This is a genomic window from Nocardioidaceae bacterium SCSIO 66511 (assembly GCA_023100825.1).
In the GTDB taxonomy this organism is placed as follows: domain Bacteria; phylum Actinomycetota; class Actinomycetes; order Propionibacteriales; family Nocardioidaceae; genus Solicola.
Map to the genome: position 1 here is coordinate 4,380,782 of CP095846.1, position 23,890 is coordinate 4,404,671.

The 23,890-nt window shown below is 67.4% G+C and carries 21 protein-coding genes; 9 read left to right on the plus strand and 12 right to left on the minus strand.

Going from position 1 to position 23,890, the window contains the following annotated elements:
- The first annotated feature begins 186 nt into the window (after nt 1–186).
- Nucleotides 187–339 (plus strand): hypothetical protein, encoded by a 153-nt coding sequence (locus MU582_20795; GenBank protein UPK74843.1) that lies wholly within the window; start codon nt 187–189, stop codon nt 337–339.
- An 11-nt stretch (nt 340–350) separates the two neighbouring features.
- On the opposite strand, the gene MU582_20800 is transcribed toward MU582_20795, so the two are convergent.
- The 3 genes from MU582_20800 to hisC all read right to left on the minus strand — a co-directional run bounded on the left by MU582_20800 (nt 351) and on the right by hisC (nt 3,628).
- Complete coding sequence (locus MU582_20800) at nt 351–575, minus strand: RNA-binding S4 domain-containing protein (GenBank protein ID UPK74844.1); 225 nt, start codon at nt 573–575, stop codon at nt 351–353.
- A 31-nt stretch (nt 576–606) separates the two neighbouring features.
- The gene (locus MU582_20805; protein ID UPK74845.1) at nt 607–2,427 is read right to left on the minus strand and encodes a prolyl oligopeptidase family serine peptidase; all 1,821 of its coding nucleotides are present in this window, start codon (nt 2,425–2,427) and stop codon (nt 607–609) included.
- 115 nt (nt 2,428–2,542) lie between these two features.
- Entirely contained in the window at nt 2,543–3,628 is a 1,086-nt protein-coding gene (hisC, locus tag MU582_20810; GenBank protein ID UPK74846.1) for a histidinol-phosphate transaminase, read from the minus strand.
- A gap of 117 nt (nt 3,629–3,745) precedes the next feature.
- On the opposite strand from hisC, the gene MU582_20815 reads away from it, so the two are divergent.
- Entirely contained in the window at nt 3,746–3,883 is a 138-nt protein-coding gene (locus tag MU582_20815; protein UPK74847.1) for a hypothetical protein, read from the plus strand.
- 16 nt (nt 3,884–3,899) lie between these two features.
- Here the strand turns inward: MU582_20815 and MU582_20820 are convergent, their stop codons facing one another.
- Both MU582_20820 and MU582_20825 read right to left on the minus strand, forming a co-directional pair.
- Nucleotides 3,900–4,775, minus strand: coding sequence for an SMP-30/gluconolactonase/LRE family protein (locus tag MU582_20820; GenBank protein ID UPK74848.1), 876 nt, complete (start codon nt 4,773–4,775; stop codon nt 3,900–3,902).
- A gap of 159 nt (nt 4,776–4,934) precedes the next feature.
- A complete protein-coding gene (locus MU582_20825; GenBank protein ID UPK74849.1) occupies nt 4,935–5,828 on the minus strand; it encodes an arginine deiminase family protein in 894 nt (297 codons plus the stop codon).
- 105 nt (nt 5,829–5,933) lie between these two features.
- Here MU582_20825 and MU582_20830 point away from each other — a divergent pair, with 105 nt between their 5' ends.
- The 7 genes from MU582_20830 (at nt 5,934) to MU582_20860 (ending at nt 12,453) form a co-directional block, all read left to right on the plus strand.
- Nucleotides 5,934–6,599: a GntR family transcriptional regulator gene (locus MU582_20830; GenBank protein UPK74850.1), complete on the plus strand. Its 666-nt coding sequence runs from the start codon at nt 5,934–5,936 to the stop codon at nt 6,597–6,599.
- A 92-nt stretch (nt 6,600–6,691) separates the two neighbouring features.
- Nucleotides 6,692–7,069: a phage holin family protein gene (locus tag MU582_20835; protein UPK74851.1), complete on the plus strand. Its 378-nt coding sequence runs from the start codon at nt 6,692–6,694 to the stop codon at nt 7,067–7,069.
- A 10-nt stretch (nt 7,070–7,079) separates the two neighbouring features.
- The gene (locus tag MU582_20840; protein UPK74852.1) at nt 7,080–7,595 is read left to right on the plus strand and encodes a low molecular weight phosphotyrosine protein phosphatase; all 516 of its coding nucleotides are present in this window, start codon (nt 7,080–7,082) and stop codon (nt 7,593–7,595) included.
- 47 nt (nt 7,596–7,642) lie between these two features.
- Complete coding sequence (locus MU582_20845) at nt 7,643–8,524, plus strand: fructosamine kinase family protein (GenBank protein UPK74853.1); 882 nt, start codon at nt 7,643–7,645, stop codon at nt 8,522–8,524.
- 12 nt (nt 8,525–8,536) lie between these two features.
- Nucleotides 8,537–9,229: a response regulator transcription factor gene (locus MU582_20850; GenBank protein ID UPK77213.1), complete on the plus strand. Its 693-nt coding sequence runs from the start codon at nt 8,537–8,539 to the stop codon at nt 9,227–9,229.
- 5 nt (nt 9,230–9,234) lie between these two features.
- Entirely contained in the window at nt 9,235–10,680 is a 1,446-nt protein-coding gene (locus tag MU582_20855) for a HAMP domain-containing histidine kinase (GenBank protein UPK74854.1), read from the plus strand.
- Nucleotides 10,681–11,103: 423 nt separating this feature from the next.
- Complete coding sequence (locus MU582_20860; protein UPK74855.1) at nt 11,104–12,453, plus strand: trypsin-like peptidase domain-containing protein; 1,350 nt, start codon at nt 11,104–11,106, stop codon at nt 12,451–12,453.
- Between the two features lie 49 nt (nt 12,454–12,502).
- On the opposite strand, the gene MU582_20865 is transcribed toward MU582_20860, so the two are convergent.
- From MU582_20865 to MU582_20895, 7 genes are all read right to left on the minus strand, one after another.
- A complete protein-coding gene (locus MU582_20865; GenBank protein UPK74856.1) occupies nt 12,503–14,377 on the minus strand; it encodes an anthranilate synthase family protein in 1,875 nt (624 codons plus the stop codon).
- A 128-nt stretch (nt 14,378–14,505) separates the two neighbouring features.
- A complete protein-coding gene (locus MU582_20870) occupies nt 14,506–16,029 on the minus strand; it encodes a DHA2 family efflux MFS transporter permease subunit (GenBank protein UPK74857.1) in 1,524 nt (507 codons plus the stop codon).
- A 255-nt stretch (nt 16,030–16,284) separates the two neighbouring features.
- Nucleotides 16,285–17,952, minus strand: a complete 1,668-nt coding sequence (locus MU582_20875) for a metallophosphoesterase (GenBank protein UPK74858.1) — start codon at nt 17,950–17,952, stop codon at nt 16,285–16,287.
- Between the two features lie 42 nt (nt 17,953–17,994).
- On the minus strand, nt 17,995–20,142 hold the full coding sequence (locus tag MU582_20880) for an AAA family ATPase (protein UPK74859.1): 2,148 nt from the start codon (nt 20,140–20,142) through the stop codon (nt 17,995–17,997).
- Between the two features lie 96 nt (nt 20,143–20,238).
- The gene (locus MU582_20885; GenBank protein UPK74860.1) at nt 20,239–21,012 is read right to left on the minus strand and encodes an enoyl-CoA hydratase family protein; all 774 of its coding nucleotides are present in this window, start codon (nt 21,010–21,012) and stop codon (nt 20,239–20,241) included.
- 13 nt (nt 21,013–21,025) lie between these two features.
- Nucleotides 21,026–22,171, minus strand: a complete 1,146-nt coding sequence (locus MU582_20890; GenBank protein ID UPK74861.1) for a phosphatase PAP2 family protein — start codon at nt 22,169–22,171, stop codon at nt 21,026–21,028.
- A gap of 25 nt (nt 22,172–22,196) precedes the next feature.
- Entirely contained in the window at nt 22,197–23,702 is a 1,506-nt protein-coding gene (locus MU582_20895; protein ID UPK74862.1) for a glycosyltransferase family 39 protein, read from the minus strand.
- Nucleotides 23,703–23,890 lie beyond the last annotated feature (188 nt).

Here is a 23,890-nt window from a genome sequence, read left to right on the forward strand (position 1 = left end):
GGTTGCTCCTCGCGACGATCTGAGGATCAGAGTACGGCGCATCCCCGACAGGCCCGCAAACCGTTTTCTCGTCGGCCAGGGCCGCGTGACCAATCCTGAAACATCAAGCGAACTCGAGGTCAAGGGCAACCTGAACGGGGAGTTGGCCGTCTAGATGGGTGAGTCCGAATCGGGAGGAGACCCGCGATGGCACCTGACACCCCCACCGGACACGCGCCCGCCCCGACGAGCAGCGAGGTCGGGCTGTCCCGGCGCCTCCGGGTGAGCCTCTGGGTGGTCGCCATCACTGCCCGAAGTGCCGTCGACGCCTTCCGGACGCGTAACGCGACGCATCCGTGAAAAGCGGGCGATCAGCCGTGCGCCGCGACGCGTACGCTCTCGCCGCCGTACTCGACGACGTCACCGACCACCAACTGTCGGCCTCGCCGCGTTTCCAGCTCACCATTGACCACGATCTCACCGGCGGCGAGCAGCGATTTGACGTCCGAGCCCGAGTCGACGAGACCGGCCAACTTCAACAGCTGTCCGAGCCTGATGGACTCGTCGTTGATCTCGATCGCGCGTAGGTCGGCCATGGGTCGAGCGTAGGAGATGGCGCAGTACGCGTCACGCGGAGCCCTTGAGCTGCTCGGCCAGAAACGATACGACCGCCGGGTACGCAGTGAGCCGGTTGGCGCGCTTCGCGAGACCGTGACCCTCGTCGTCGAAGACCATCAGCTCACACGGTACGCCCGACTCATCGAGTGCCGACTTGATCTGCTCCGACTCCGTGAGCGGTACGCGTGGATCGTTCGCGCCGTGGATCACGAACAGCGGCGCAGAAATGTGGTCGAGGTACGTGATCGGCGATGCCGCCTCGAGGAACCTCCGGTCCTTCGCCAGCGAGCCGTACTCGCGTTCACGAAGTGCACGGCGATAGTCGGAGGTGTTCTCCAGGAACGTCACCAGTGACGACATGCCGACGATATCGACGCCCGCACGCCACGCCGGTGCCTGCATCGACAAGCCGGCGAGCACCATGTAGCCGCCGTAGCTGCCGCCGTACAGCGCCACCCGGTCGGCGTCACCGCCGACGTTGGGCACCCATTCACGGAGTGCGAGCAGGTCGGCGACCGCATCGAGTCGCAGCCGCCCGTCGTCCATGGAGTACCAGCGTTTTCCGTATCCCGTGGAGCCGCGGATGTTCGGGACGAGCACCGTCATCCCGGCGCCCACCATCGCCTGGACGACAGGGTTGAACACCCGCTGCGCCTGCGCTTCGGGCCCGCCGTGGATGTTGATGACGACCGCGCCGGTCGCTGCACCCGAGTCGAGGTGCGGACGATAGACGAAACACGGAATCGCCTCCTCGTCGATCGTCTCGACGCGATGGACCGTCGGCTCCACGAGCGCTTCGATCATGCCGTCCGGTGCACCGTCACCGGACGAAACCACCTTCTGTGCAACACCGCTGGCGACATCGAGGGTGAGAATGTCGCCCGGCACCCGCGGCGCGTTCAGGCCGATCACCGCGCGACCGGAGTCCGGCGACCAGCAGGCCGTGACCACACCTTCCGCGGGCAGCTGAACATCGCGTACGTGGCGTCCATCGGAGTCGTACACCGCGAGCTCGGTAGCGCCCTCGACGTGACGTACGACCAGCAGCACGACGCCGTCCGGAGATTGGAAGAAGTCGAGGTCGTGCTCATCGGACTCGACCAACCAGGTCCAGCTGCCGTCCGGGCGTACGCGCACGATGCCGCGGAACTCGCGATCGTGGTTCGAGGACATCAGCAGGCCGGTGCCGTCGGGTAGCCATTCGACACCGGTGTGCAGAGCATGGTCGTCAGCTGCGGTGACGGCAGCGACGCCACCGTCGACGGCGATGCTGACCTGCGTAGAGCACGGCGGCGCCGACAGACAGGTCACTGCGACCTCGCGCCCGGACGGCGACAGAGCGGCGTCGGCGACGTAACCGCCCGCGTCGTACAACGTCTGCTCGGCGCCCGTCGCGGTGTCGAGCACGACCACGTCGAAGTCGACGCCGTTGCGCCGGTTGGTCGCGAACAGGATGCGGCGCTCTCGTACGTCGAGCAGGTTGTGCATGAACTCCGGGCGGCGGACGAGCGGTTCCAGGTCATCGAGCGCCGCCGGACCCTCGCGGTCGAGGCGCAGCAACGACAGCTGGGTGTTCTCGTTGCCTCGGTCGTCGTGCTGTACGACAACGGCGCGTTCGCCGACCAGATAGCGACCGGTGCAGCGGTGGTCCAGTGCGGTCAACTCGCGCAACGAGCCGTCCGTGCCGATCTCGACGAGCTGGGTGGTGCCACTGCCGTCGTAGCCGGCCAGAATCCGGCCGGCGTCGTCGACATCGAGCGGCTCCCAGACATGCAGGTCGAGCAGTGCGCGTACGTCTGTGACCGGGAACTCTGCCCGATGCTTGCTCACGATCCGTCCCTCCCCGTTCCATCGACGCAGCCGGGCGTGCTGCGTCGGAGGGAGTCTAAGAGATCGCGACCGCTACGAGCTCGCGCGGATGGGGAACCGCCGGGCCAGCGAACCTCTAGCCGTGCGCGCGTCGCCACTCCTGTGCAACCTCGAGCACGATGTCGTTGGCCTCCGACTCGCCGATCGTGATGCGGGCTCCGTCGCCCGCGAACGGGCGGATCATCACACCCTCGGCTGCGCACGCCGCCGCGAAGTCCAGCGTGTCGGCGCCGAGCTCCAGCCAGAAGAAGTTCGCCTGTGTGTCGGGAACCGTCCAGCCTTGTCCGCGCAGCGCGTCGACGACCCGGGTGCGCTCGGCGACCAGCGCCTCGACCCGCTCGAGCAATGCGTCCTCCGCCTCCAGCGAAGCCGTCGCGGCGACCTGGGCGAAGTCCGAGACGCCGAACGGCAGCGATGCCTTGCGTACCGCCGCCGCGAGGGGCGCCGGCGCAATGGCGTACCCGATGCGCAGACCCGCGAGGCCATACGCCTTGGAGAAGGTACGCAGGCAGACGACGTTGTCTCGATCGCGATAGAGATCGACGCCGTCGGCGACGTGCGGGTCGCGGACGAACTCGCGATACGCCTCGTCGATGACCACCACGACATGCGGGGGCACCCGGTCGATGAACTCGCTCAGCGCATCGCGGCGTACGACCGGGCCGGTCGGGTTGTTGGGTGTGCACACGATGACGACCTTCGTGCGATCAGTGATCGCGTCGAGCATGGCGTCGAGGTCGTGCTCGGCCTTCGCATTGAGCGGCACGGTCACCGAGGTCGCGCCCGTCACCTGCACCGCGATCGGGTACGCCTCGAACGACCTCCATGCGTACACGACCTCGTCGCCGCGTTCACAGACCGCCTGCAGCAGGTGATAGAGCACCGCCACCGAGCCAGTGCCGGCGGCCAGGTTGTCGACGGGCACCCCGAACCGCTCCGAGAGGCGTTCGTACAAGTGCACGCTCCCCATGTCCGGGTAGCGGTTGATGCGCTCCGACGCGCCGGCGATCTTCTCGACAACACCCGGCAACGGCGGGTAAGGATTCTCGTTACTGGACAGCTTGAACGTCGATCGGCCGGCCTTCGGCTCCGGCGGTTTCCCTGGCCGGTAGGTGGGGATCGTCTCGAACACGTCGCGGATCCGGGGCTGTCGCTCGCTCATGAGGCCCGAGGGTATCCGAGCCCGAACTGTCGCTTTTGCGAATCCCTCCCCCTGCGCGCACCGCGCGGATATGCTGCTGAGCGTCTTGCCGCCACGGCGGCGCGGATTCGACAAGGAGTGCGCTGCGGCACGCACAGCTGCGTCGACTCGGGAGCATGTTCGCCGGGCAAGATCGGCAAGATGACGGGCATATTCGGTGACCACTACAAGAACGCCGAGCGGGTACGCATCCAGGTGGAGGCGTTCCGCAACTAGCGCACGGTCCGCGCCGTCAGGGCAACGCGCCGCGCGGCACGTCCACTTGGACGGCGAGTAGCACCCCGTCACGGGTGTGGCGTCGTTCGCGTTCGGCGAATGACGGCGCTGCGCACACATACAAGGTGCGTCCGTCGTTGCCACCGAGCATGCAGCCGTACGCCCCGAGCTTGCCGGTCGAGATCTCCTCGACGATCGCACCACGGAGGACGCGTAGCACCCGGTTCCCGAGCGCGTCTGCTACCCAGACGGCGCCTTCGACGTCCGCGCACATACCAACGGGCGCGGCAGGCGTCGATGCAGACGTACCGCTCGCCGCCTCGAGAGTCGCCCACGCACGGCGGTTGGTCAGGGCGCCATCGGTGCCGACGTCGAACTCCGTGACCCGATTGCCGAGTGTCTCCGCAACAAGCAGCGTGCTCTCGGGGGTGAGCACCATTCCGTTGGGCAAGTACAGCCCGTCGGCGACGACATCGACGTCGCCGTCAACGGACACTCGATAGAGGCGCGCCGTACGCATCGGCCCGCCGCCCATCAGGTCGTAGCCGAAGTCACCGACGTAGGTGAACCCGTTGGTCGAGACGATCAGTTCGTTGAGGTGGCCGGCCGGGTGCAGCGGCGTGAGATCGGCGTACGTGACCAGCTCACCGGACGCCTCGAGCCGCAAGATTCGATGGTCGCGCATCGAGGCGACGACAAGCCGATCATCGGGGAGCCAGCCGATGCCCGACGGCTGGCCGGGTACTTCGACCACGTGCTCGACGGCGCCGCCGAGGTCGATCGCGAGCACGGCCGGCGTGTACATATCCGAGACCCACAGGCGGCCGTCACGCCAGCGAGGCGCAATGGCATAGGAGAACCCGTCGGCGAACACTTCGACCTGCCGACTCATCCTTCGTGCCTCCCTCGCGCACCACCGGCCCGCCGATACACACGCGTACTCGGCCGGCCAGGAGGCGAGCCGTTATCTGAACCTTAAGGCACGAGGTGCACCCGCGCGGTCGAATCCGCCAGCAGGCTGAGAGCGGCCGGACGCACCGGGCAGCGGCTCTCAGGACGCGATGAGCTCCCCGCCGGGCACGGACGGCAGATCGCGGCCGATGACGATGTCGAGCGGGTTCGTCATGCACCGGATCGATCCGCCGCCCTTGTGGAACTCGCTCAGGTCGCACAGCTGCACGTCGAAGCCGGCTGCCTCGATCGCCTGGCGTACCCGCGGTGGGCAGTCGGGCATGACGACCGTTCGATCGACGACCACCGAGTTGGCGCAGAAGGTCAGCGCCTCGTCGACGTCCAGCACGATCGGCTCCGGAACGACGTCGAGCAACGCCTTCGCACTCGGCGCGTCGAACGCATCGGGGCAGACCATCGCAACGCGATCGTCGAGCGGGCAGAACGCGAGGTCGAGGTGGTACATCGCCGGATGCACGATGCGCAGCGCACGCACCCGTACGCCCAGCTCGGCCGCGAGCGACTTGAGACCGATCTCGTCGGAGCGCTTGCCGTGGCCGACCAGCAACGAGTCGCCGTACGGGAAGGCGTCGCCCGACTCGAAGTGGCCGCCGACGCCGCTGCGCCCGACGTACGCCGCTGCGTACCCCAACTCCGCGAAGAACTTCTCTGCGACCGGCGTCTCGGCGCGGCGCTGTTCGTACCGCATATGCGACATCAGCACTCTCGGCATCGAGGACATGTCGGTGACGGCGAGACCGAGGTTCATCGCGTACACCATGTCGGGCGAACCGGCCGCGCCCTCGAGCACGTCGACCCGGGCGCCGAGCGAACCGAGAAGCTCGCGCAGGCTCTGCCACTGCTCACGTGCGCGGATCGGATCGGGTTGATCGGCGAGGTCCATGAACGGGTTGATGCCGTATTCGATGCGGTAGTGGTCGGGGGTGACCATCGCGTAGTGGCGGCCCCAGGACAGGGTGTTTCCGCGGTTCATGTTCGCCTCCAATTTTGTCCGACAATCCGACACTCAGATCATAGCGGTCGACAGGCCCGGGCGGCGAACGAACGGGGTGATCGGCGATCGGGCAGAATCGGGGCCGTGTACGACGCACTCGAGTTCGAGCACAGCTCGACGGTCGAACGCGTTGCCGAGGCACTGCGGCACGCGCTGTTCGCGGGCGACCTCGTACCGGGAACCCCGCTGCGCGAGGTGGCGCTCGCCGACCAGCTCGGCGTTGCGCGCAGCACCGTGCGCGAGGCGCTGACCCAGCTCACCGGCGAAGGCCTGGTGACCCGCAAGCCGAACCGCGGAGTCGCGGTCACGTCGTACGACCGCGACCAGGTGCACGACCTCGTGGACGCTCGACTCGTCGTCGAACGCGCCGGCGCGCACTCCTGGGCCGATGCCGAACCCGCGCTTCGCGATGCCGTGCATGCGTCGCTGTCGCGGTACGAAGAGCTCGCGGAGTCCGGTGCCACGGCCCGCGACATCACCGAGGCACATCTGGACTTCCACCGCCGCATCGTGGGGCTCACCGGCAACGAACGCCTCTCAGCGCTCGCCGACCAGCTCTACGCCGAGATCCGGCTGGCACTCGCGCATCTCGACCGCCTGCGCAGTAACGCCCGGGCCCAGATCGCTGACCATCGCCGGCTGCTGGAGCTGATCGAGACGTCCGACGCCGCTACGGTCGATGCCGCGCTACGCGAGCACCTCGAGAATGCCGAGACGTCGATCCGCGACGCGCTGCTCGCCGACTGGTAGCCCACGTACGGACTCCTGCTGGATCACCCGGAATCCGTACTCACGCGGCAGGGCGCAGGGCGGATGATTGAACGGGATGCAAGTATGGTCGCGTGATTCGACTCATCGCCAGCTGGATCTTCAGCGCTGGAGCGATCGCGGTCGCGGCATGGCTGTTCGACAGCGTCGAGATCGGCGGCACCGACCGCAACGACGAGCTCATCACCCTCGCGATCGTGGCCGCGGTGTTCGCTCTGATCGATACGTTCGTCGCGCCGATCATCAAGCTGCTCTCGCTGCCGTTCATCATCGTCACGCTCGGGTTGGCGCTCATCGTCATCAACGCACTGCTGCTGATGCTCACCGCCAACATCGCCGACGCCGTCGGCGCCCAGTTCGTCGTCGACGGGTTCTGGGCAGCCGTATGGGGCTCGATCGTGATCTCGATCGTCAACGCGATCCTGCACGCGGTCTTCGACGTCGGCGACTGAGCGCTTTCCCATGACGGCACTTCCACCACCACACGATCCCGACGGCCCGTACCGCATCGCGGTCGTCTGCCTGGGCAACATCTGCCGCTCGCCGATGGCCGAGGTCGTGCTCACCGATGCGCTCGACGACGCGGGACTGAGCGACCGGGTCCACGTCGCATCGAGTGGCACGGGCGGCTGGCACTCGGGTGAGGGCATGGACGACCGCGCCGCGGCGACGCTCGAGTCGGCCGGCCACGACCCGAGCCGCCACCGGGCGCAACAGTTCGACGCCGGTTGGTTCGACGAGTACGACCTGATCCTGACCATGGACCACTCCAACTACCAGGACGTACGCGCCCTCGCCCGCTCCGCCGACGACGCAGCGCGAGTGCGGATGTTTCGCGCGTACGACCCGCAGGCATCCGAGGGCGACGACCAGGTGCCCGACCCGTGGTACGGCGGACGCAGCGGCTTCGACCGGGTGCTCGAGATGGTCGAACGCACAGCGAAATCGCTCACGGACCGGCTCGAGACCACGGCCTGAGTCGGCGACATCAGCGCAGTTCCGCCCCGACCCGGTAACGTCGAGGCATGGCAAGGATGTCTGGTATCGCTTCTCGGGCCGAGCGGCTGCTCGGCATCAGCGTCATCTCGACGACTCCCGTCGCCGGCGGCGACATCTGCACGAGCACTCGCCTGCGCCTGTCCGATGGGCGCAGCGCGATCGCCAAGACCCGACCCAACACCCCGCCCGACTTCTTCGCCCGTGAGGCCGCCGGGCTGCGGTGGCTCGCCGAGGCAGACAGCGCCCACGTACCCGATGTGCTCGGGGTCGCCGACGACTGCCTGCTGATCGACTGGGTCGAGCCGGGCAAACCCTCACCCGAGGCGGCCGCCGAGTTCGGCCACGAGTTGGCCCGAATGCATGCGGCGGGTTCTGACACCTTCGGCGCAGCTGACGACGGCTACATCGGGCTCGCCCCGCTGCCCAACAAGCCCGCCGACACCTGGCCGGAGTTCTACGCCACCCGCCGGGTACTCCCGTACCTCAAGCTCGCCCGCGACCGCGACGCCATCTCCACCGACGACGCGGCACCGATCGAGACGCTGATGCAGCGCATCACGGAGTTCTCGGGCCCGGCCGAGGAGCCCGCCCGCATCCACGGGGACCTGTGGTCGGGCAACATCGTCTGGGGCACCGACGGCGCCGTACACCTGATCGATCCCGCCGCACACGGCGGTCACCGGGAGACCGACATCGCGATGCTTTCGCTGTTCGGTGCACCGCATCTGCAGCGCATCCTCGAGGCTTACGAGGAGCAGGCGCCGCTCGCCGACGACTGGCGCGCTCGACTCCCACTGCATCAGCTGCACCCACTGCTCGTGCACGCGGCACTGTTCGGCGGCGGATACGGAGCACGCGCCGGCGCTGCGGCCGCATCCGTGCTCGACGGTACGGCCGGGCAGGAATAGACCGTGGACGAGATGAAGGTGCTCGTCGTCGACGACGACCGGGCCGTACGCGACTCGCTGAGGCGATCACTGGAGTTCAACGGTTACGCGGTCGACGTCGCCGCCGATGGCGCGGAGGCGCTCGCGCGAGTCCCCTTGATCGACCCGGACGCGATCATCATGGACGTGATGATGCCGCGGCTCGACGGGCTCGAGGCGACCCGCGCCCTACGCGATGCGGGCAACGACGTCGCGATCCTCGTACTCACGGCGCGCGACGCGGTCGACGACCGCGTCGACGGCCTCGATGCCGGTGCCGACGACTACCTCACCAAACCGTTCGCACTCGAAGAGCTACTCGCCCGCGTACGCGCGTTGCTGCGGCGCATGTCGCGTACCGCCGACGACGACGAGGAGTCGACCCAGCTCGCATTCGCCGACCTCACCCTCGACACCGCGACCCGCGAGGTCATGCGCGGCGAACGCGCCGTCTCGCTGACCCGCACAGAGTTCGCGCTGCTGGAGCTGTTCATGCAGCGACCGCGCCGGGTGCTCGAGCGGTCGTTCATCCTCGAGGAGGTGTGGGGATTCGACTTCCCTACATCGGCGAACTCGCTGGAGGTGTACGTCGGCTACGTACGCCGCAAGCTCGAGTCCGAGGATGAGCCGCGGCTGCTGCACACCGTACGCGGAGTCGGGTACGTGCTCCGCGAGAGCCCACCGTGATCGAGATGGGTGAACGCGAACCGGACACTGCCCCCGCGGCATCCCAACCCGACCGCTCGACGGGCCTCGTACCCAGCCTGCGCGAGCAGGTATCCGACCGGGTTTCGCTCGCGGCCCGGATCACCCTGCTCACAACGGTGGCCGTCGGTCTCACGATCGCTGCCGTCGGGGTGACGATCTTCCTGACCGTACGCACCGAGGTCAACCACTCGCTGGACACCTCACTGGTCAAACGTGCGCACGCCGTCGCCGACTCGCCGGAGGCCGCGGAGCAAATGCGCACGGGCGAGGTGCCGGGCGCGTTGGCCGCCGCCGACATCCTGATCGCACTCATCACACCCGATGGCACGTGGGCGATGGACGACCTCGGCCCCGCCCTCGGCGACCCGGAGCGAGCGGTCGCCAACGGCGTCAACGCCGAGTCGATCCGCACCGTGACGATCTACGACCGGCCGTACCGCGTGGTCGCCGTACAGTCCGGACACGGCACCTCCGTCGTCGTCGCGCAGTCGATGCAGTCGAGTGCGCGTACGCTCGACCGGCTCGAGATCGCATTGTGGGTCGTCGGAGCGGCGGGCGTCATCGTCGCCGGCATCGCGGGGTGGCTGGTCGCCACCAACTCTCTGCGCCCCGTACGCCGGCTCACCCGTGCGGCCGAGCGGGTCGCCCGCACCGAGCAGCTCACGCCAATCGAGGTGACCGGCGACGACGAGCTCGCGCGGCTCACCATCGCCTTCAACTCGATGCTCACGTCTCTCGATGCGTCCAAGCAACGCCAACGCCAGCTGGTGGCAGACGCCGGACACGAGCTCCGTACGCCGCTCACCAGTTTGCGTACGAACATCGAGCTGCTCAGCCAGGCCGAAGCGAAGGGCGGACTCGCGCCACGCGCACGCGGCGAGCTGATGGCCGACGTACGCGCTCAGATCGGCGAGCTGACCACCCTCGTCGGCGATCTCGTCGAGCTCGCCCGCGACACGTCGCCGAAGAGCGCGCCGGAGCCGATCGACCTGTCGGAGATCCTGATGAACTGCGTGCAGCGCGTACGTCTGCGCGCGCCGGGTATCGAGTTCAACGTCGAAAGCGAGCCTTGGGTGGTCGTCGGCGACGGCCAGTTGCTCGAGCGGGCCGTGACCAATCTGCTCGACAATGCCGCGAAGTGGAGCCCCCCGCTGGGCACCGTGACCGTACGACTGCGCGACGGAGTCCTCACCGTGGCCGACACCGGCCCCGGCATCAACGAAGAGGACCTCCCGCATGTGTTCGAGCGGTTCTACCGTTCCCGCGAGGCGCGGATGCTGCCCGGGTCCGGCCTCGGCCTGGCAATCGTCGCGCAGGCGGCCGGCCGGCACGGCGGTGCAGTCACCGCACGTCGCGCCCCGTCGGGTGGCGCGCTGATGACGCTCACGATTCCCGGCAAGCCGCCGAGCCAGGTGCCCGACGACAGCTGATCGCTGGCTGCCACTCATGGCCGGCGGTTCGGACGGCGCCCGGTGGTGCTTCACCAAGTAAGCATGGTGAAGTACCGCTTTGCACGGCAGGAACACCGTGCAAAGCGACTGGTTGCCGCGCCCGTTGGTACGTACGTGGCCACCGTGGCACAAGTCCTCTCACTCGTACCCGTCGCGCGTCGTCGGCGCCGACCGTGGTGCGGTTTGCCCTGGTACCAAGGCAAACCGCAGCCCGCAGCCGTACGCCCCAAGGCAAATGGTCACTGTCCCAAGGGACACTCCCCGTGGACAGTGACAACCGCCCTTGGGAAGTAGGACGGAGTTCCGCAGATCTTCAGACATGTCACAATCGCATCTCAGGCACATCTCAGCCACGCGGCACATCCTTGACGTATGAGCGCTGGAGATAGGAACGCTGGAGACATGAACGACGGGCGACCCCCTGAGCAGCAGCCGGCCTCCGAGCCGACGCCGCGACCGACACCCTCGCAGGCGTACGGTCCGCCGCCGGGTATGCCGCCCGGTCAGCCGAGCCAGCCCGCGTACGGCCGGCCGGAGCCGACGACGCAGTTCACGCATCGGTTCCCGACGGGCCCCGGCGTCGCCGAATCCGGTCAGCCGTCTGTTGGCCCCCAAGCGGCGCCCCAGTCCGAGCGCAATCGGCGACCACGCCTCGGACTGCTGGTCGGCGCGGCACTCGTCGCCGGTCTCGTCGGCGGCGGTGCGGGCGCGGCCGGGATCAACGCGCTCAATGACGACAATTCGTCAGGGTCGACGGATACCGCCGTATCCGGTACGTCGCTGTCGCAGCAGGTGTCGTCGACCGACAAGAAGCTGAAGAGCGGCACCATCGAATCGGTTGCCGCGAAGGTGCGCCCGTCGGTCGTACAGATCAATGTCTCGGGCTCGGGCATGGCCGACAGCGGCACCGGCATCATCATCAGCAAGGACGGCAAGATCCTCACCAACAACCATGTGGTCGAGGCCGCCGCAGAGAACGGCACCATCACGGTCGCGTTCGACGACAACACCACCGCGAAGGCCGAGATCATCGGCCGCGACCCGGTGACCGATATCGCGGTGATCCAGGCGCAGGACGTCTCCGACCTCGAGCCGGCAACTCTCGGCAAGTCCGCCGATCTGAAGGTCGGTCAGGACGTCGTCGCGGTCGGCTCGCCGTTCGGCCTGGAGAGCACGGTGACAAGCGGCATCGTCAGTGCGCTCAACCGCCCCGTCTCGGCCGGCGACGGCTCCGGGCAGACGTCGAACGTCTACCCGGCGATCCAGACCGATGCTGCCATCAACCCCGGCAACTCGGGCGGTCCGCTGGTCGATATGAACGGCAACGTCATCGGCATCAACTCCAGCATCCGCAGCAACTCCTCGGGCTCCGAGGCGGGCTCGATCGGCCTCGGCTTCGCCATCCCGATCGACCTCGCCCGCAACATCGCCAGCCAGGTGATCGACGGTCAGACCGTCCAACACGCGCAGATCGGCATCAGCGTCAAGGACTCGACCGGCTCGGACGATATGACCACGAACGGCGCGTTGGTCAGCAGCGTCGAGAAGGGCAGCCCCGGCGACGACGCGGAACTCAAGTCAGGTGACGTCATCACCAAGCTGAACTCCGATGTCATCACCGGCTCCCAGTCGCTGGTCGCGACAATCCGCGGGTACGCTCCCGGCGACACCGTCGAGCTCACGTACACCCGCGACGGTGACGAGCAGACGACGGACGTCGAGCTGGGCTCCGACAGCGGGCAGGCTCCCTGACGGTGCGATGAGTTGAGGAAGAGGATCCCTGCTCAGGGGATCCTCTTCCTCATTTCAGCAGGTCGGTGACGACGTCGCGCACGATCGCGAACCCGTCTCGGGTGAGGATCGACTCGGCGTGAAACTGCAGGCCCCGATAGTGCGGGCCGGCGAGCGTGTGTACGTCACCCGTCTCGGGATCGGTCTCAACCGTGACCCCCGTAGGGAGACCGGTGTCGGGTACGCGCGCGACGAACGTGTTGTAGAACCCGACGGTCCGCTCTCGCCCGCCGACGCTGAGAGTCGACTGCGTGCCCTGGAAGACGATGTCCTTGTACGCGAGGTCGAGCCCGATCGCCTTGGCGAGCACCTGATGCCCGAGGCAGACCGCGAGGAACGGGCGCTGCGCATCGAGCAGGGTACGTACGGCGGCGTCGAAGACCCTGATCTTGGGGTCGAATTCTGCGCGTGGGTCGCCCGGGCCGGGTCCGACCACGACAAGGTCGTACCCGTCGAGCGCACCGGGGACGTACCGGTCGTGCCGGACGAAGTCGGTCGTCATGCCCAAGACGCCGAAGACGTGCCCGAGCATGTTCACGAAGTCGTCTTCACCGTCGAGTACGACCACTCGCTTGCCGCGTAGTGCCTCGACGGGTTCCGTACCCGCCTGGTCCGAGAGCCAGAACTGGCTCAACCGCTGGTTTCGCTCGCCGAGTGCGATCAGCACATCGTCTTCTGAGGTCAATGCGCTCAGGTCGGCGCTGCTGACGCTCGCGCCCTCGACCAGGCCGAACGCCGACAGCACGCCGGAAGCCTTCGCCCACGTCTCGGCCGTCTCGTACTCGGCATCCGAGTCGCGGACGAGCGTCGCCCCCGCGGACACCGTGAGGTTGCCGTCGAGGTCGACGTCGGCCGTGCGGATCAGGATCGGCGCATCTGCGGTCTGAGCGCCATCGGCATCGCGTCCGATCAACGCCGCGATCGATGCGTAGTAGCCGCGGCCGCGCGGCTCGTAGCGTCGGATCAGCCGGCAGGCGTTCTCGACCGGACTTCCGGTGACGGTCGCCGCGAACATCGTGTCGCGCAGCACCTCGCGTACGTCTCGGTGCGTACGCCCGGCGAGGAGGTACTCGGTGTGTACGAGGTGCGACATCTGCTTGAGGTACGGCCCGAGTACGAGGCCGCCCTCGTGGCAGATGTCGCACATCATCTTCAGCTCTTCGTCGACCACCATGAACAGCTCGTAGATCTCCTTCTCGTCCCGCAGGAAGGAGATCATCGCGTCCGTGCGTGCCGCATGGGTTTCGAGGCCGCGCAGCCGGAAGGTGCCGCTGATCGGGTTCATCCGCACCTGGCCCGCGTCGACGCTGACATGCCGCTCGGGACTGGCGCCGATCAGGAAACGGTCGCCGGTGAAGATGCAGAACGTCCAGTACGCGCCGTGCTCGCGCAGGAGCAACCGTCGGAGTACCGACCATGCGGCCCGGTGCCCCCAGTCGGCAATGCGCGCGCGATAGTGCCGCGCCACGACGAGGTTCGCGCCCTCACCGTCGCCGATCTCGTCGCGGATGACCTCGCCGACCATCCGGGCATACTCGTCATCGCCGGTCTCGAATCCACCGCGATCGGCGAAGTCCAGCTCTGCTTCGGGCAGCAGCTCCAGCAGCTCTGCAAGCGGCAGCTCGGCGTTCAGGCGACATTCGATCACCGACAGCGGCGTGCCGTCCTGGTGGGCATCGAAGCCGCGCTCGCGGGCCTGCGCGAACGGAACCACGACGAGCCGGTCGTACCTCGGACCCGACTCGGGTACGCCGTCCTCGACGGGGATGTCGGCAAGGCTCTCGACATCCTCACGTGGACCGGCGACGAGCGTGACCACATCGGTCTCGCGCTGCCGGATGATCGCGTACGCGGGATGGTCGAGCAGGTCGTCGAGGATGCTCATGGGCGTCCGTTCAAAGGGTTTGGAGGGAAGTGGCGCGCGAGTCCCGATAGTAGTGCGACCCCGCGTACGACCGAGGGCCGCTCCCGGCATGTGGGAACGGCCCTCGGCGAGGTGCTGTCGGCGCGGCGTCAGGCGGCCGGAGCTTCGATCTTCTCCTCCGGCTCGCCGTCGACCGGACCCTCGTACTTGCGCCGCGGCAGCATCGCCGCCGGCACCAGGGTGAGCACCATCAGCGCGAAAGCCACCGTGTAGGTGGAGCCGAATGCCTCCGCAGCATCGCGGAACCCTGCTGCGAGCATCTGCGGCGACAGCTGCTCGAGGATCTCTGGGTTCTGCCACGACTGCGTCGCGGCGCCCGCGAAGTCGGAGTCCTTGATCTGGTTGGTCAGGACGACCGACATGATCGCCGTGCCGACCGACGCGGCGATCTGCTGAACGATGTTCATCAGGGTCGAGCCCCGCGCGATCGTGTGATCTCGCAGTGTCTGCAACGCCGCCGTCATCGTCGGCATCATGGTTGCGCCCATGCCGAGGCCCATCACGAACAGCGCACCGAGCAGCACCCAGTAGGAGGTGTCGGCCTCGATCTGGGTGAAGACTGCCATTGCTGCGATGATCGCGACCAGGCCGGACAACACGATCTTGCCCGGACCCATCGTGTCGACCATGCGGCCGGCCAACGGCATCGTGAGCATCGCGCCGATGCCCTGCGGTGCGATCAGCAGACCGGCGTCGAGCGTGCTCTCACCGCGCACCTGCAGGAAGTACGACGGGATGAACAGAGTCGCCCCGAAGAACGCGACCGCGAACAGGAACATCGTGATCACGGCGATGCTGAGCTGACGGTTCTTGAACAACCGCAGGTCGATCAGCGGATGTGCCGGGCGGAACGCGTGCCAGACGAACACCGCGATCAGAGCCGCGCCGACGATGGCCGGAATGAGCACCCGGTTGTCCATGACGGTGCCCTTCTCCGGAATCGAGGAGACACCGAACAGGAGCAGCGCGAGGCCCGGGGACAGCAGCAGCATGCCGATGAAGTCGAACGACTCCGACGGCTCCGGCGCGTCCTTCGGCAAGATGAGCAGCGCGTACACGAAGGCCAGGACACCGATCGGCAGGTTGATCAGGAAGATCCAGTGCCAGCTGGCCTGGTCGATCAGCCATCCGCCGAGGATCGGACCGCCGATCGGCCCGAGCAGCATCGGGATACCGAGGACGGCCATGACCCGGCCGACGCGGTGCGGACCGGCCGCGCGGGTCATGATCGTCATGCCGAGCGGCATCAACATGCCGCCGCCGAGGCCCTGTACGACCCGGAACCCGATCAGCGAGCCGATGTCCCACGAGACCGCGCAGAGCACCGAGCCGACGACGAAGAGCGTCAGCGCGAGCAGATAGAGCCGCTTCGTACCGAACCTGTCGGCCGCCCATCCGGTCAATGGGATGACGGTGGCCAGCGCCAGGGTATAGCCCGTCATCGACCACGCGACATCCGCCGGGCTCGCCTCGAAGACATCCTGGAACGTCGGCTGCGCGACGCTGACGACGGTGATGTCAAGGATCGACATGATCGCACCGAGCACGACGACTCCGGCGATCTTCAATACTGCGCCGTCGAGTTTGTCGTCGGCGTCAGACACAGCTGACATGAGTGGATCCCCCCACGGTCAAGAGCGGAATATCCGCACGAATTGTTCGTCGGCCGCCGACGTGGATAGCCACCACACCGGCCGTTGATGATCCTCGCAGAGGCCGGTGACAGCGGTCCAAACGTTTTGTGACCGGTCCCGGACGTATTTTCCGGGCGAAAGTAGAGAACACCCCCAGAACCACGGATATTCCCGGCCGGTGCGTACGAAGGTCGATTACCCGTCGTATGGCGAACGCCACACGACGGATCTGGGTCATTGCCCCTCGGCCTCGTCGGACTTATCGGATTCGCCGGATTCGTCGGTATCGTCCCCGGATCCATCGCGATTCTCGTCGGCGTCCTTCTTCGCCTGCTCGGCGTCCTTCTCGATCGACTTGTCGGTGACGATCTCTTCGTAGTCGGCGACGTTGATCTGCCCGCCGGTCTCGAAATTGACCGGCTGGAGTCCGACCGGTCGGCCGTCCTCGTCGTAGGTGATCAGGGTGGCCTGCGCCGGACGGCGCAACTTGCTGCCGAGGGCGAAGGCGTACGCGGCACCGCCGGTCGTGCCGTTGGTGTAGGTGGTCGTCACGCCGTTCTCGCCGGTGACGGTGTCGGGCCCGACCTGGCGATGCAGATGGCCGGAGACGATCAAGTCGACACATCCGGACCGTGCGACCTGCTCGCCGGTCGTGGGGCTGTGTACGACGACGGTGCTGACGTCCTCGTCCTCACAGGCGACGTCGGTGAGCCGGGCGCCCTGCTCCTCGATTGAGCCCGAGTCCTCGCCGTAGCCGGCGGTCAGCCCCGAGCTACGCGGATCGCTCGCTCCGAGGAAGCGGATGCCTTCGACGTCGGTGGGCTCACCGTCGAGCACCGTGAACCCGGCATCGTCGAGCGCGTCCCGTACGAAACCCCCCTTGTCGTGGTTGCCGGCGATCGCGACGACCTCGAAGTCTTCGTACGCGCGGGCCATCGAGTTGATGCTGAATGCCTCCCAAGACCCGCCGGTCGAGGTGTCGTCGCCCGCGTCGATGATCAAGTCGGCACGCGCTTCCCGCCCGATCGCGGCGATGACGGGATCCATGCCGATGTTGTCGTGCCGGTCGGACACCAGCACGGCGAGCTTCTGGTCCTCCTCCGGCATCCGGATGTCGTCGGCGATCGTCGGCACCCGGTCGGCCATGTCGCCGTAGAACTTCTGCGAGGTGCGGTACGTATCGAGCGCACCCTCGATCAGGGCGACGCCGCCACGGGTTGCACTGCCGGTCGACAGCTCGATGCGCTCCAGCTCGGGAGTGTCGTCGACCCCGGGAATCACATCGGGCAACCGTCGCCAACCGCTCTCGGCCGCCGACTCCGGATCGGGGCCGGTCGGCACCGCGATCAGCACGATCGCCGTCGCGAACACGCCGATCGTTGCGACGCCGACAGCGAGCTCCTTGCGGCCAACCCGACGCGGATGTCGCAGACGTTGCACCACCAGCAGGCGGCGCTCTCGCCCGGTGATCCGCCACGCGACCGCGATCAGCAGGGTCACGAGCAAGCCGACTCCAGCGCCGCGCAAGGCGCTGTCGACCGCCATCCCGACGAGATGGTTCTGTACTCGCGCGATCTCACCTTCGGGCTGTGCCGCGATCACCGCATCGCGGGCGATGAGCTCGTCGAGGTCTTCGACGTCGGTGTCACCGACGTCGATCGAAACGCCCAGGTCGAACGGCGCGTCGACCGGCATCCGCAGTTTGGGCAACATCGGCCCGAAGTCGAGCGTCGCGTGCTGGTCGAAGGTCGGCGAGACGGTCGTCGTATGGGCGCCGATCACGACGGTGCGCTGATCATGGTCGAACATCCAGAGCGCCGTCGGGACGGTCACGACGAGCCAGACCGCGACAAGCGGGAGAGCCAACCCGAGGAAACGGCGCGTCTTCGCCAGCCGGGTCATTGCTCTGGGGTTACTCCTCGAGACACTGGGGACAAGCCGGGTCTAGATCCGCGCCAGCCAGTCGTCGGTCGTACCGACCGATGTCAGCAACTGCGTTGCACGGGTCAACACGACATAGAGGGTACGCCAGCCAGCCTCCGACTCAAGGGTGATCTGGTCGGGTTCGACGACAACGACTCCGTCGAACTCGAGACCCTTCGTGTCCAACCCGTCGAGGACGCTGACTCGGCCGGAGTACGCGCCGAGGGACTCGGACAGCGATGCGGCGAGCTCGTCGCGGCGTGCCGAGGCCGTGACGACTGCGACGGTGCCCTCGACCTGCCCGGCAATCTCGTCGACGGCCGTACGTACGGAATCGAGCAGCTGCGACGGGTCGACGACGCGGTGCTCCGGCGGCGTGCCCGTACGCCGAACCGCGTCGGGAAGATCGGGGTCATCGACGGCAACGCGCGCGACATCAGCGGCGAACTCATAGATCTCCGCCGAGTTGCGGTAGTTGGTCGACAACCGGAAGTTGTGCTCGGCCTTACCGTCGAGAGCCGCGGCGCGTGCCTGTGCCGCCTCGTCGGGGAACGGCCACGACGACTGCGCGGCGTCACCGACGATCGTCCAGCTCGCGTACTTGCCTCGACGTCCGAGCATCCGCCATTGCATCGGCGAGAGGTCCTGTGCCTCGTCGACGAGTACGTGCGCGTAGCCGTCGTCTTCGATGCTCTGGGTCGTATGCACCCGGGAGGCCTCCTCGCGCTCGGCACGCTCGAAGGACATCAGCTGCTTGGGTACGTCGGCGTCGTCCGAGCCCTGCTCCGCGGGCGCCTCGCCGAGCAGGTAGCGCAGCTCGTCGATCAGCGGAACGTCTTCGACGGCGGCGTCATCGGGATCGGTCCAGGACGCACGGAGCAAACGCTGCTCGTCAGCGTCCAACAGCCCGTCGCCGAATCGGGCGAGACGCTCGGGGTCGCGCAGCCATCGCCATACCTCGACAGCGTCGAGGACGGGCCACCACGAGTCGATGAACTCCGCGAGCTCATCGGACGACTGCAGCTCCTCGACGAACTCCTCCTTGCCGCGTTCGAGCGCCCGCTCACCGCTGACCTGACGCCACAGGGTGTCGATCAGGTGCCCGCGCACCTTGGGGTACGCGCGGTTGCGACGCTGGCCACCGCCGAGCAACTGCCGGCGGATCGCGTTGAGGTCGCGGTGCTCGAGACGCACCACGTCGTCGCGGTAGAAGTAGCGGAAGTCCTGCGGTGCGCCGGGCGTGTCTGCACGCACGGCGCGCGCGAGCACCTGCTGCATCCGGGCAGATCCCTTGACCGAAGCGACGTCACCGGCATCGTGCCGCACAGCCTTGACACCGTCGACGACCTCACCGAGCGAGCGCAGGGTCACGCTCGTCTCGCCGAGGCTCGGCAGCACCCGGTCGATGTAGTTCATGAAGATGCCCGACGGGCCGACGACGAGTACGCCGCCGGACTCGAAGCGCCTCCGGTCGGTATAGAGCAGGTACGCCGCGCGATGCAGAGCGACGACCGTCTTGCCAGTGCCCGGGCCTCCGCCGATCGTCGTCGCACCGCGACTCGGCGCACGAATCGCTTCGTCCTGCTCCTTCTGGATGGTCGCGACGACCGAATGCATCGTCGCGTCACGGGCTCGACTCAGCGAGGCGAGCAGGGCGCCTTCGCCGACGACGACCATGTCGTCGGGGGCGTTGTCGGCGTCGAGCAGATCGTCCTCGACACCGATGACGACCTCGCCGTGGCAGCGCAACACGCGTCGGCGTACGACTCCGGACGGCTCCTGCGCCGTCGACCTGTAGAACAGCGCCGCTGCGGGAGCGCGCCAGTCGACGAGCATCACCTCGCGGTCGGCGTCGCGTACGCCGATGCGGCCGATGTAGCGCTCCTCGCCGTCGACGAGGTCGAGCCGGCCGAACACCAGCCCGTCGTGGGCCGCGTCGAGCGCCGCAATCCGTTTCGATGCCTGATAGACCATCGCGTCACGCTCGACGAGCGCGCCCTCGTGACCGACGCTCGCGCGTGCGTGGCCTTCCGCAACCAGCGAGCGCGCGACCTTCGACGCCTCGTCGAGGCGCGCGTACACACCGTCTACGTACGCCTGCTCGTGCGCAATCTCGTCCTGGGCCTGCTGCTGCGACGCTGTGGGGCGCACCGATTCGCTCTCTGCCACCGAACTCCTTCACCGGGCGGAACGAACAAGTCTATGCGATCGGTCGTCGCATCCGAACGCCGTCTCACACGTCTCGTGAGACGTGCGGAGCGGGTACTACGACGTGGACTTCTTTCGGTTCAGGAAGGCGATCATCGCTTCGCGTGCCTCATCGCTTGCGAACAATCGCGACGACTGCGCAGCGACCACATCTCCGAGGTCGTCGATGCGCTCGACGAGGGCGCGGTTGACCAGGGCCTTCGTCTCACGGAGCCCCTGCGGTGTGCCCTTCCGGAGCCCGGCCAGCACCGAGGAGATCGCTTTGTCGAGCTCGTCGTCGGGGACGACCTTGGTGACCAGACCGATCCGCTGTGCCTCCTCGGCGTCGAAGGTCCACCCGGTGAGGTACATCAGGGCGGCATCGCGCTCGGTCAGCCGGGGCAGCGTGGTCAGAGAGATCACCGCCGGCGCCAGCCCCAGGCGTACCTCGGTGAACGCGAACGAGACCGAGTCGGCCGCGACCACGACATCTGCCGCGCCGACGATGCCGAGCCCACCTGCGCGTACCGGCCCGTGCAGGCGTACGACCACGGGTTTGGTCGCGGTGGCGATCTGGCGCTGCAGCGTCACCAGAGCGCGAGCGCCCTCGTCCATTCCACCGTCGGCCGCCTCGGACATGTCGGCGCCTGAGCAGAACACCGGACCCGCCGCTGCGACCACGATCGCGCGTACGCCCGAGTCGGCGTCGGCAACGCCGATCAGGTGCATCAGCTCGGTGACGAGCTGGCGGCTCAGCGCGTTGCGGTTCTGCTGGCTGTCGAGCGTGATCGTCGCGACCTCGGAGTCGACCTCGAGGCGAACGAGCGGCTCCTTGATGCTCGGCTCAGTCATGCGCCCAAGCCTCTCAGACGCGCGTACCTGTGTGCTCACCGCTCACGTCTTCACGCTCACGGGCCGACGCGAGCGTACGACCACCGCCCGGGTAGATCGTCCAGCGCGCGAACAGCACCGACAATATCGCCAACACAATGCCCGCGATGTCGTCGACGACGAAGTGGTAGCCGAGGTAGAGCGTCGCGACGACCGTCGCTGCGAGGTACCCGGTCATGACCAGAGTTGCGACCCGAAAACCGTAGTAGCGCAACATCAACACGATCATGCAGGTGAAGCCGACGTGCAGGCTCGCGAACGCACCGATGCTCGCGAACGCATCGCTCGCCGACGGGTCCTCCAGCAGATGCAGCCGGTCGACCAGGAGCGTCTCCTGCTTGGAGTTGATGAACGTACGCGAGAGTCCGTCGAAGTCGCCCGGCGCCGATGCGAACGGACCGAGCGACGGGATCAGGTAGTACGAAAGCGTGCCGAGGATCCACGCCCAGATCGCCGCGGTCAAGAACACGTACCCGTCACGGATGCGGCCTGCGAACACCAGTGCGGCAACGAACGAGATCGGCACGATGTACGCGAACGACTCATAGATGCCCGCGATGACGTACGACCCGATGTGCTCGCCGAACAACCCGTGCAACAGCGACGCCGGCGTGTGCCCGAAGAACACGTCTTTCTCGAAGTCGTTCAGCGCGTCGTCGTGGTAGCCGCGGAAGACCACCCAGCTCTTCAAGTTGCGATAGAAGAGATAGACGAGGTGGTACGCGAGCAGTCCGCTGATCGCGAGCGCGAGTCGATCGGTCGGCCAGCGCCGGCGCAGCGTCGCGACCACCTTGCCGATGGAGATGCCCCGACGACCCGACCGGATCACGGCGTCGACCAGGCACAGAATCACGAACCAGAGCAGCGACAGACCCATCCGGGTCCAGAACATCGCGCCGCCCGGGTCTCGGATCGGCACACCCACCTGGATGGAACGAGCGATCATGACCGCGCCGAACAGCGCGACGGTCACCCACAGGGTGATCACCCACCGATATGCGCGCCACCCTTTGGCGGGTGGTGCGTCGGTCTCGGCAGGTTCGGCGAAGAATCCGGCGGCTTGAATGATGCGGTCCCCCATCATGACTGTGCTTGCTTCGTTGAGTTGTGGTTGTTTCATCGCTGGGTGCGCGGGCACACAGCGATCAGTCGTAGTGCTGCAGCTTGGGCCAGACGGTCGTCCAGCCACCGGCGGGTCGCCGGCAGATGGTGATCGGCGCGCCCTGCTCCTGGTTGCCGACGCCGAGTTCGTTGTCCAGCCAGTCTGCGACCGAACACGAACCGAACAGCGGCTCCAACTGGCTCGGGCTGGTGCCGACGAAGATCGCAGTATCGGCGGACTCGGACGGACGCGCCTGGTAGTAGAGCTCGTTCTGGGCGCTGTACACCTCGTCCATGCCGTGATCGGGCCCATACCGCGCAATCGCACCCGCCTCGCCGTAGTTGTCGGCGATGACGACGGCCTGGTCGCGTTCATCGACCGCCAGCCGCTCACGTACGTCGGCGACCTGTTGGACGTACGCCGGCCAGCCGACCTGGTCTTGCGCGATCTGGTTGAACGTCGGGATAGGTGTCGAGCCGAGAAGGTTCAGCGGTACGACCGGTAGCGCGATCAGCACCGAGATGACGGCGTTGGCCCCGACCGCACCGATCACCGTCCACGCCCGGCGGGTGGAGCCTGCGGCCACCCACTGCGCGACGACGACACAGCCCGCGGCCAGGAAAGCCGTCATCAGGCCCAACGGGTAGTAGACCTGCGACCCTCCGACGAAGACCAGCACCACCACGACCGGCAGCGCGGCGGCGACGAAACGGACGGGTCGCCATCGCGGCGACCGGAACAACTCTCGCAGGCCGACCAGCCACACCGGGGCCAGCGCCACTCCGAAGGTGACGAGCATGACCGGAATCAGCAGCATTCGTACCTGGCTGGCGTTGTGCTCGGCGAGCGCCTCGCCCATCGTCAGCTGTGGCCAGTCGTTCATCGCCTGGTAGATGAGATTGGGGAGCCCGACGAGCAACGCGATGGCGCCCGACGCCCATACCCAGCGCGACCGGAACAGGTCGCGCGGGCCGACGGCAGCGATACCGGCGGCGAGACCGACCAGGAGCACCGCGATCAGCAGCTTGTTGTACATGCTCAGGCCGGTCACCAGGCCCGCGAGCAACCACCACTTCGGCTCGTTGCGAAGTACCGCTCGGATCATGAACAACAGCACCGCCGGCCATACGACGAGGTCGACGGTCGCAGTCAGCAGCACCCGCGCGAACTCGAGCGGGATCAGCGACGTGCCGTACGCCCACGCGCACAGTGTCTGTGCGTCACGGTCGCCGCCGAGCTCGCGGGCGATCAGCGTGACGACGAGGATCGACAATGCCATCAGCGCCGTCGCCGGGATGTGGATCGCCCACGTCTCATCGGCGATCGCACTGAACATCCGGGCGAGCAGCGGCGTCAGGGGCGGCTGGTCGACGTACCCCCAGTCCAGCGGCAGCATCCGGAAGTACATCTCGTCGCGGTGATACCCGTACGCCGGACTCGCCGACGTCAGCGCTGCGGCGACCGTCGCCATCGCAACGAGGACGGGCCCGAGCGCGAGCCGAGGAACGACGTGGGTACGCGTACCTCGCGCGTAGCCGACCGAGGTCACGGCCGCGTCTCGTGCAGTCGTGAACGGGCCCGGGGCGCGCGTCTGTCGACCACGGCCGATGTACGACCGCGGGTCGGACAGGACCCGGCGGGGCGATGCAACGCACTCTCCGTTCGAGGGCGAGGTGGAAACGGTGCTGATAGCAGCATAAGAGATCGCCCACTGAGCCGGGTCGCGAGGAGTTCGGG

What these genes read in the sequence shown, in the direction of transcription:
- MU582_20795 (UPK74843.1), top strand. Translation starts at nt 187, where the DNA reads ATGGCACCTGACACCCCCACCGGACACGCGCCCGCCCCGACGAGCAGC.
- MU582_20845 (UPK74853.1), top strand. Translation starts at nt 7,643, where the DNA reads ATGGCAAGGATGTCTGGTATCGCTTCTCGGGCCGAGCGGCTGCTCGGC.
- MU582_20890 (UPK74861.1), bottom strand. Translation starts at nt 22,171, where the DNA reads ATGAAACAACCACAACTCAACGAAGCAAGCACAGTCATGATGGGGGAC.
- MU582_20840 (UPK74852.1), top strand. Translation starts at nt 7,080, where the DNA reads ATGACGGCACTTCCACCACCACACGATCCCGACGGCCCGTACCGCATC.
- MU582_20875 (UPK74858.1), bottom strand. Translation starts at nt 17,952, where the DNA reads ATGACCCGGCTGGCGAAGACGCGCCGTTTCCTCGGGTTGGCTCTCCCG.
- MU582_20820 (UPK74848.1), bottom strand. Translation starts at nt 4,775, where the DNA reads ATGAGTCGGCAGGTCGAAGTGTTCGCCGACGGGTTCTCCTATGCCATT.
- hisC (UPK74846.1), bottom strand. Translation starts at nt 3,628, where the DNA reads ATGAGCGAGCGACAGCCCCGGATCCGCGACGTGTTCGAGACGATCCCC.
- MU582_20825 (UPK74849.1), bottom strand. Translation starts at nt 5,828, where the DNA reads ATGAACCGCGGAAACACCCTGTCCTGGGGCCGCCACTACGCGATGGTC.
- MU582_20870 (UPK74857.1), bottom strand. Translation starts at nt 16,029, where the DNA reads ATGTCAGCTGTGTCTGACGCCGACGACAAACTCGACGGCGCAGTATTG.
- MU582_20800 (UPK74844.1), bottom strand. Translation starts at nt 575, where the DNA reads ATGGCCGACCTACGCGCGATCGAGATCAACGACGAGTCCATCAGGCTC.
- MU582_20885 (UPK74860.1), bottom strand. Translation starts at nt 21,012, where the DNA reads ATGACTGAGCCGAGCATCAAGGAGCCGCTCGTTCGCCTCGAGGTCGAC.
- MU582_20850 (UPK77213.1), top strand. Translation starts at nt 8,537, where the DNA reads ATGAAGGTGCTCGTCGTCGACGACGACCGGGCCGTACGCGACTCGCTG.
- MU582_20855 (UPK74854.1), top strand. Translation starts at nt 9,235, where the DNA reads ATGGGTGAACGCGAACCGGACACTGCCCCCGCGGCATCCCAACCCGAC.
- MU582_20860 (UPK74855.1), top strand. Translation starts at nt 11,104, where the DNA reads ATGAACGACGGGCGACCCCCTGAGCAGCAGCCGGCCTCCGAGCCGACG.
- MU582_20865 (UPK74856.1), bottom strand. Translation starts at nt 14,377, where the DNA reads ATGAGCATCCTCGACGACCTGCTCGACCATCCCGCGTACGCGATCATC.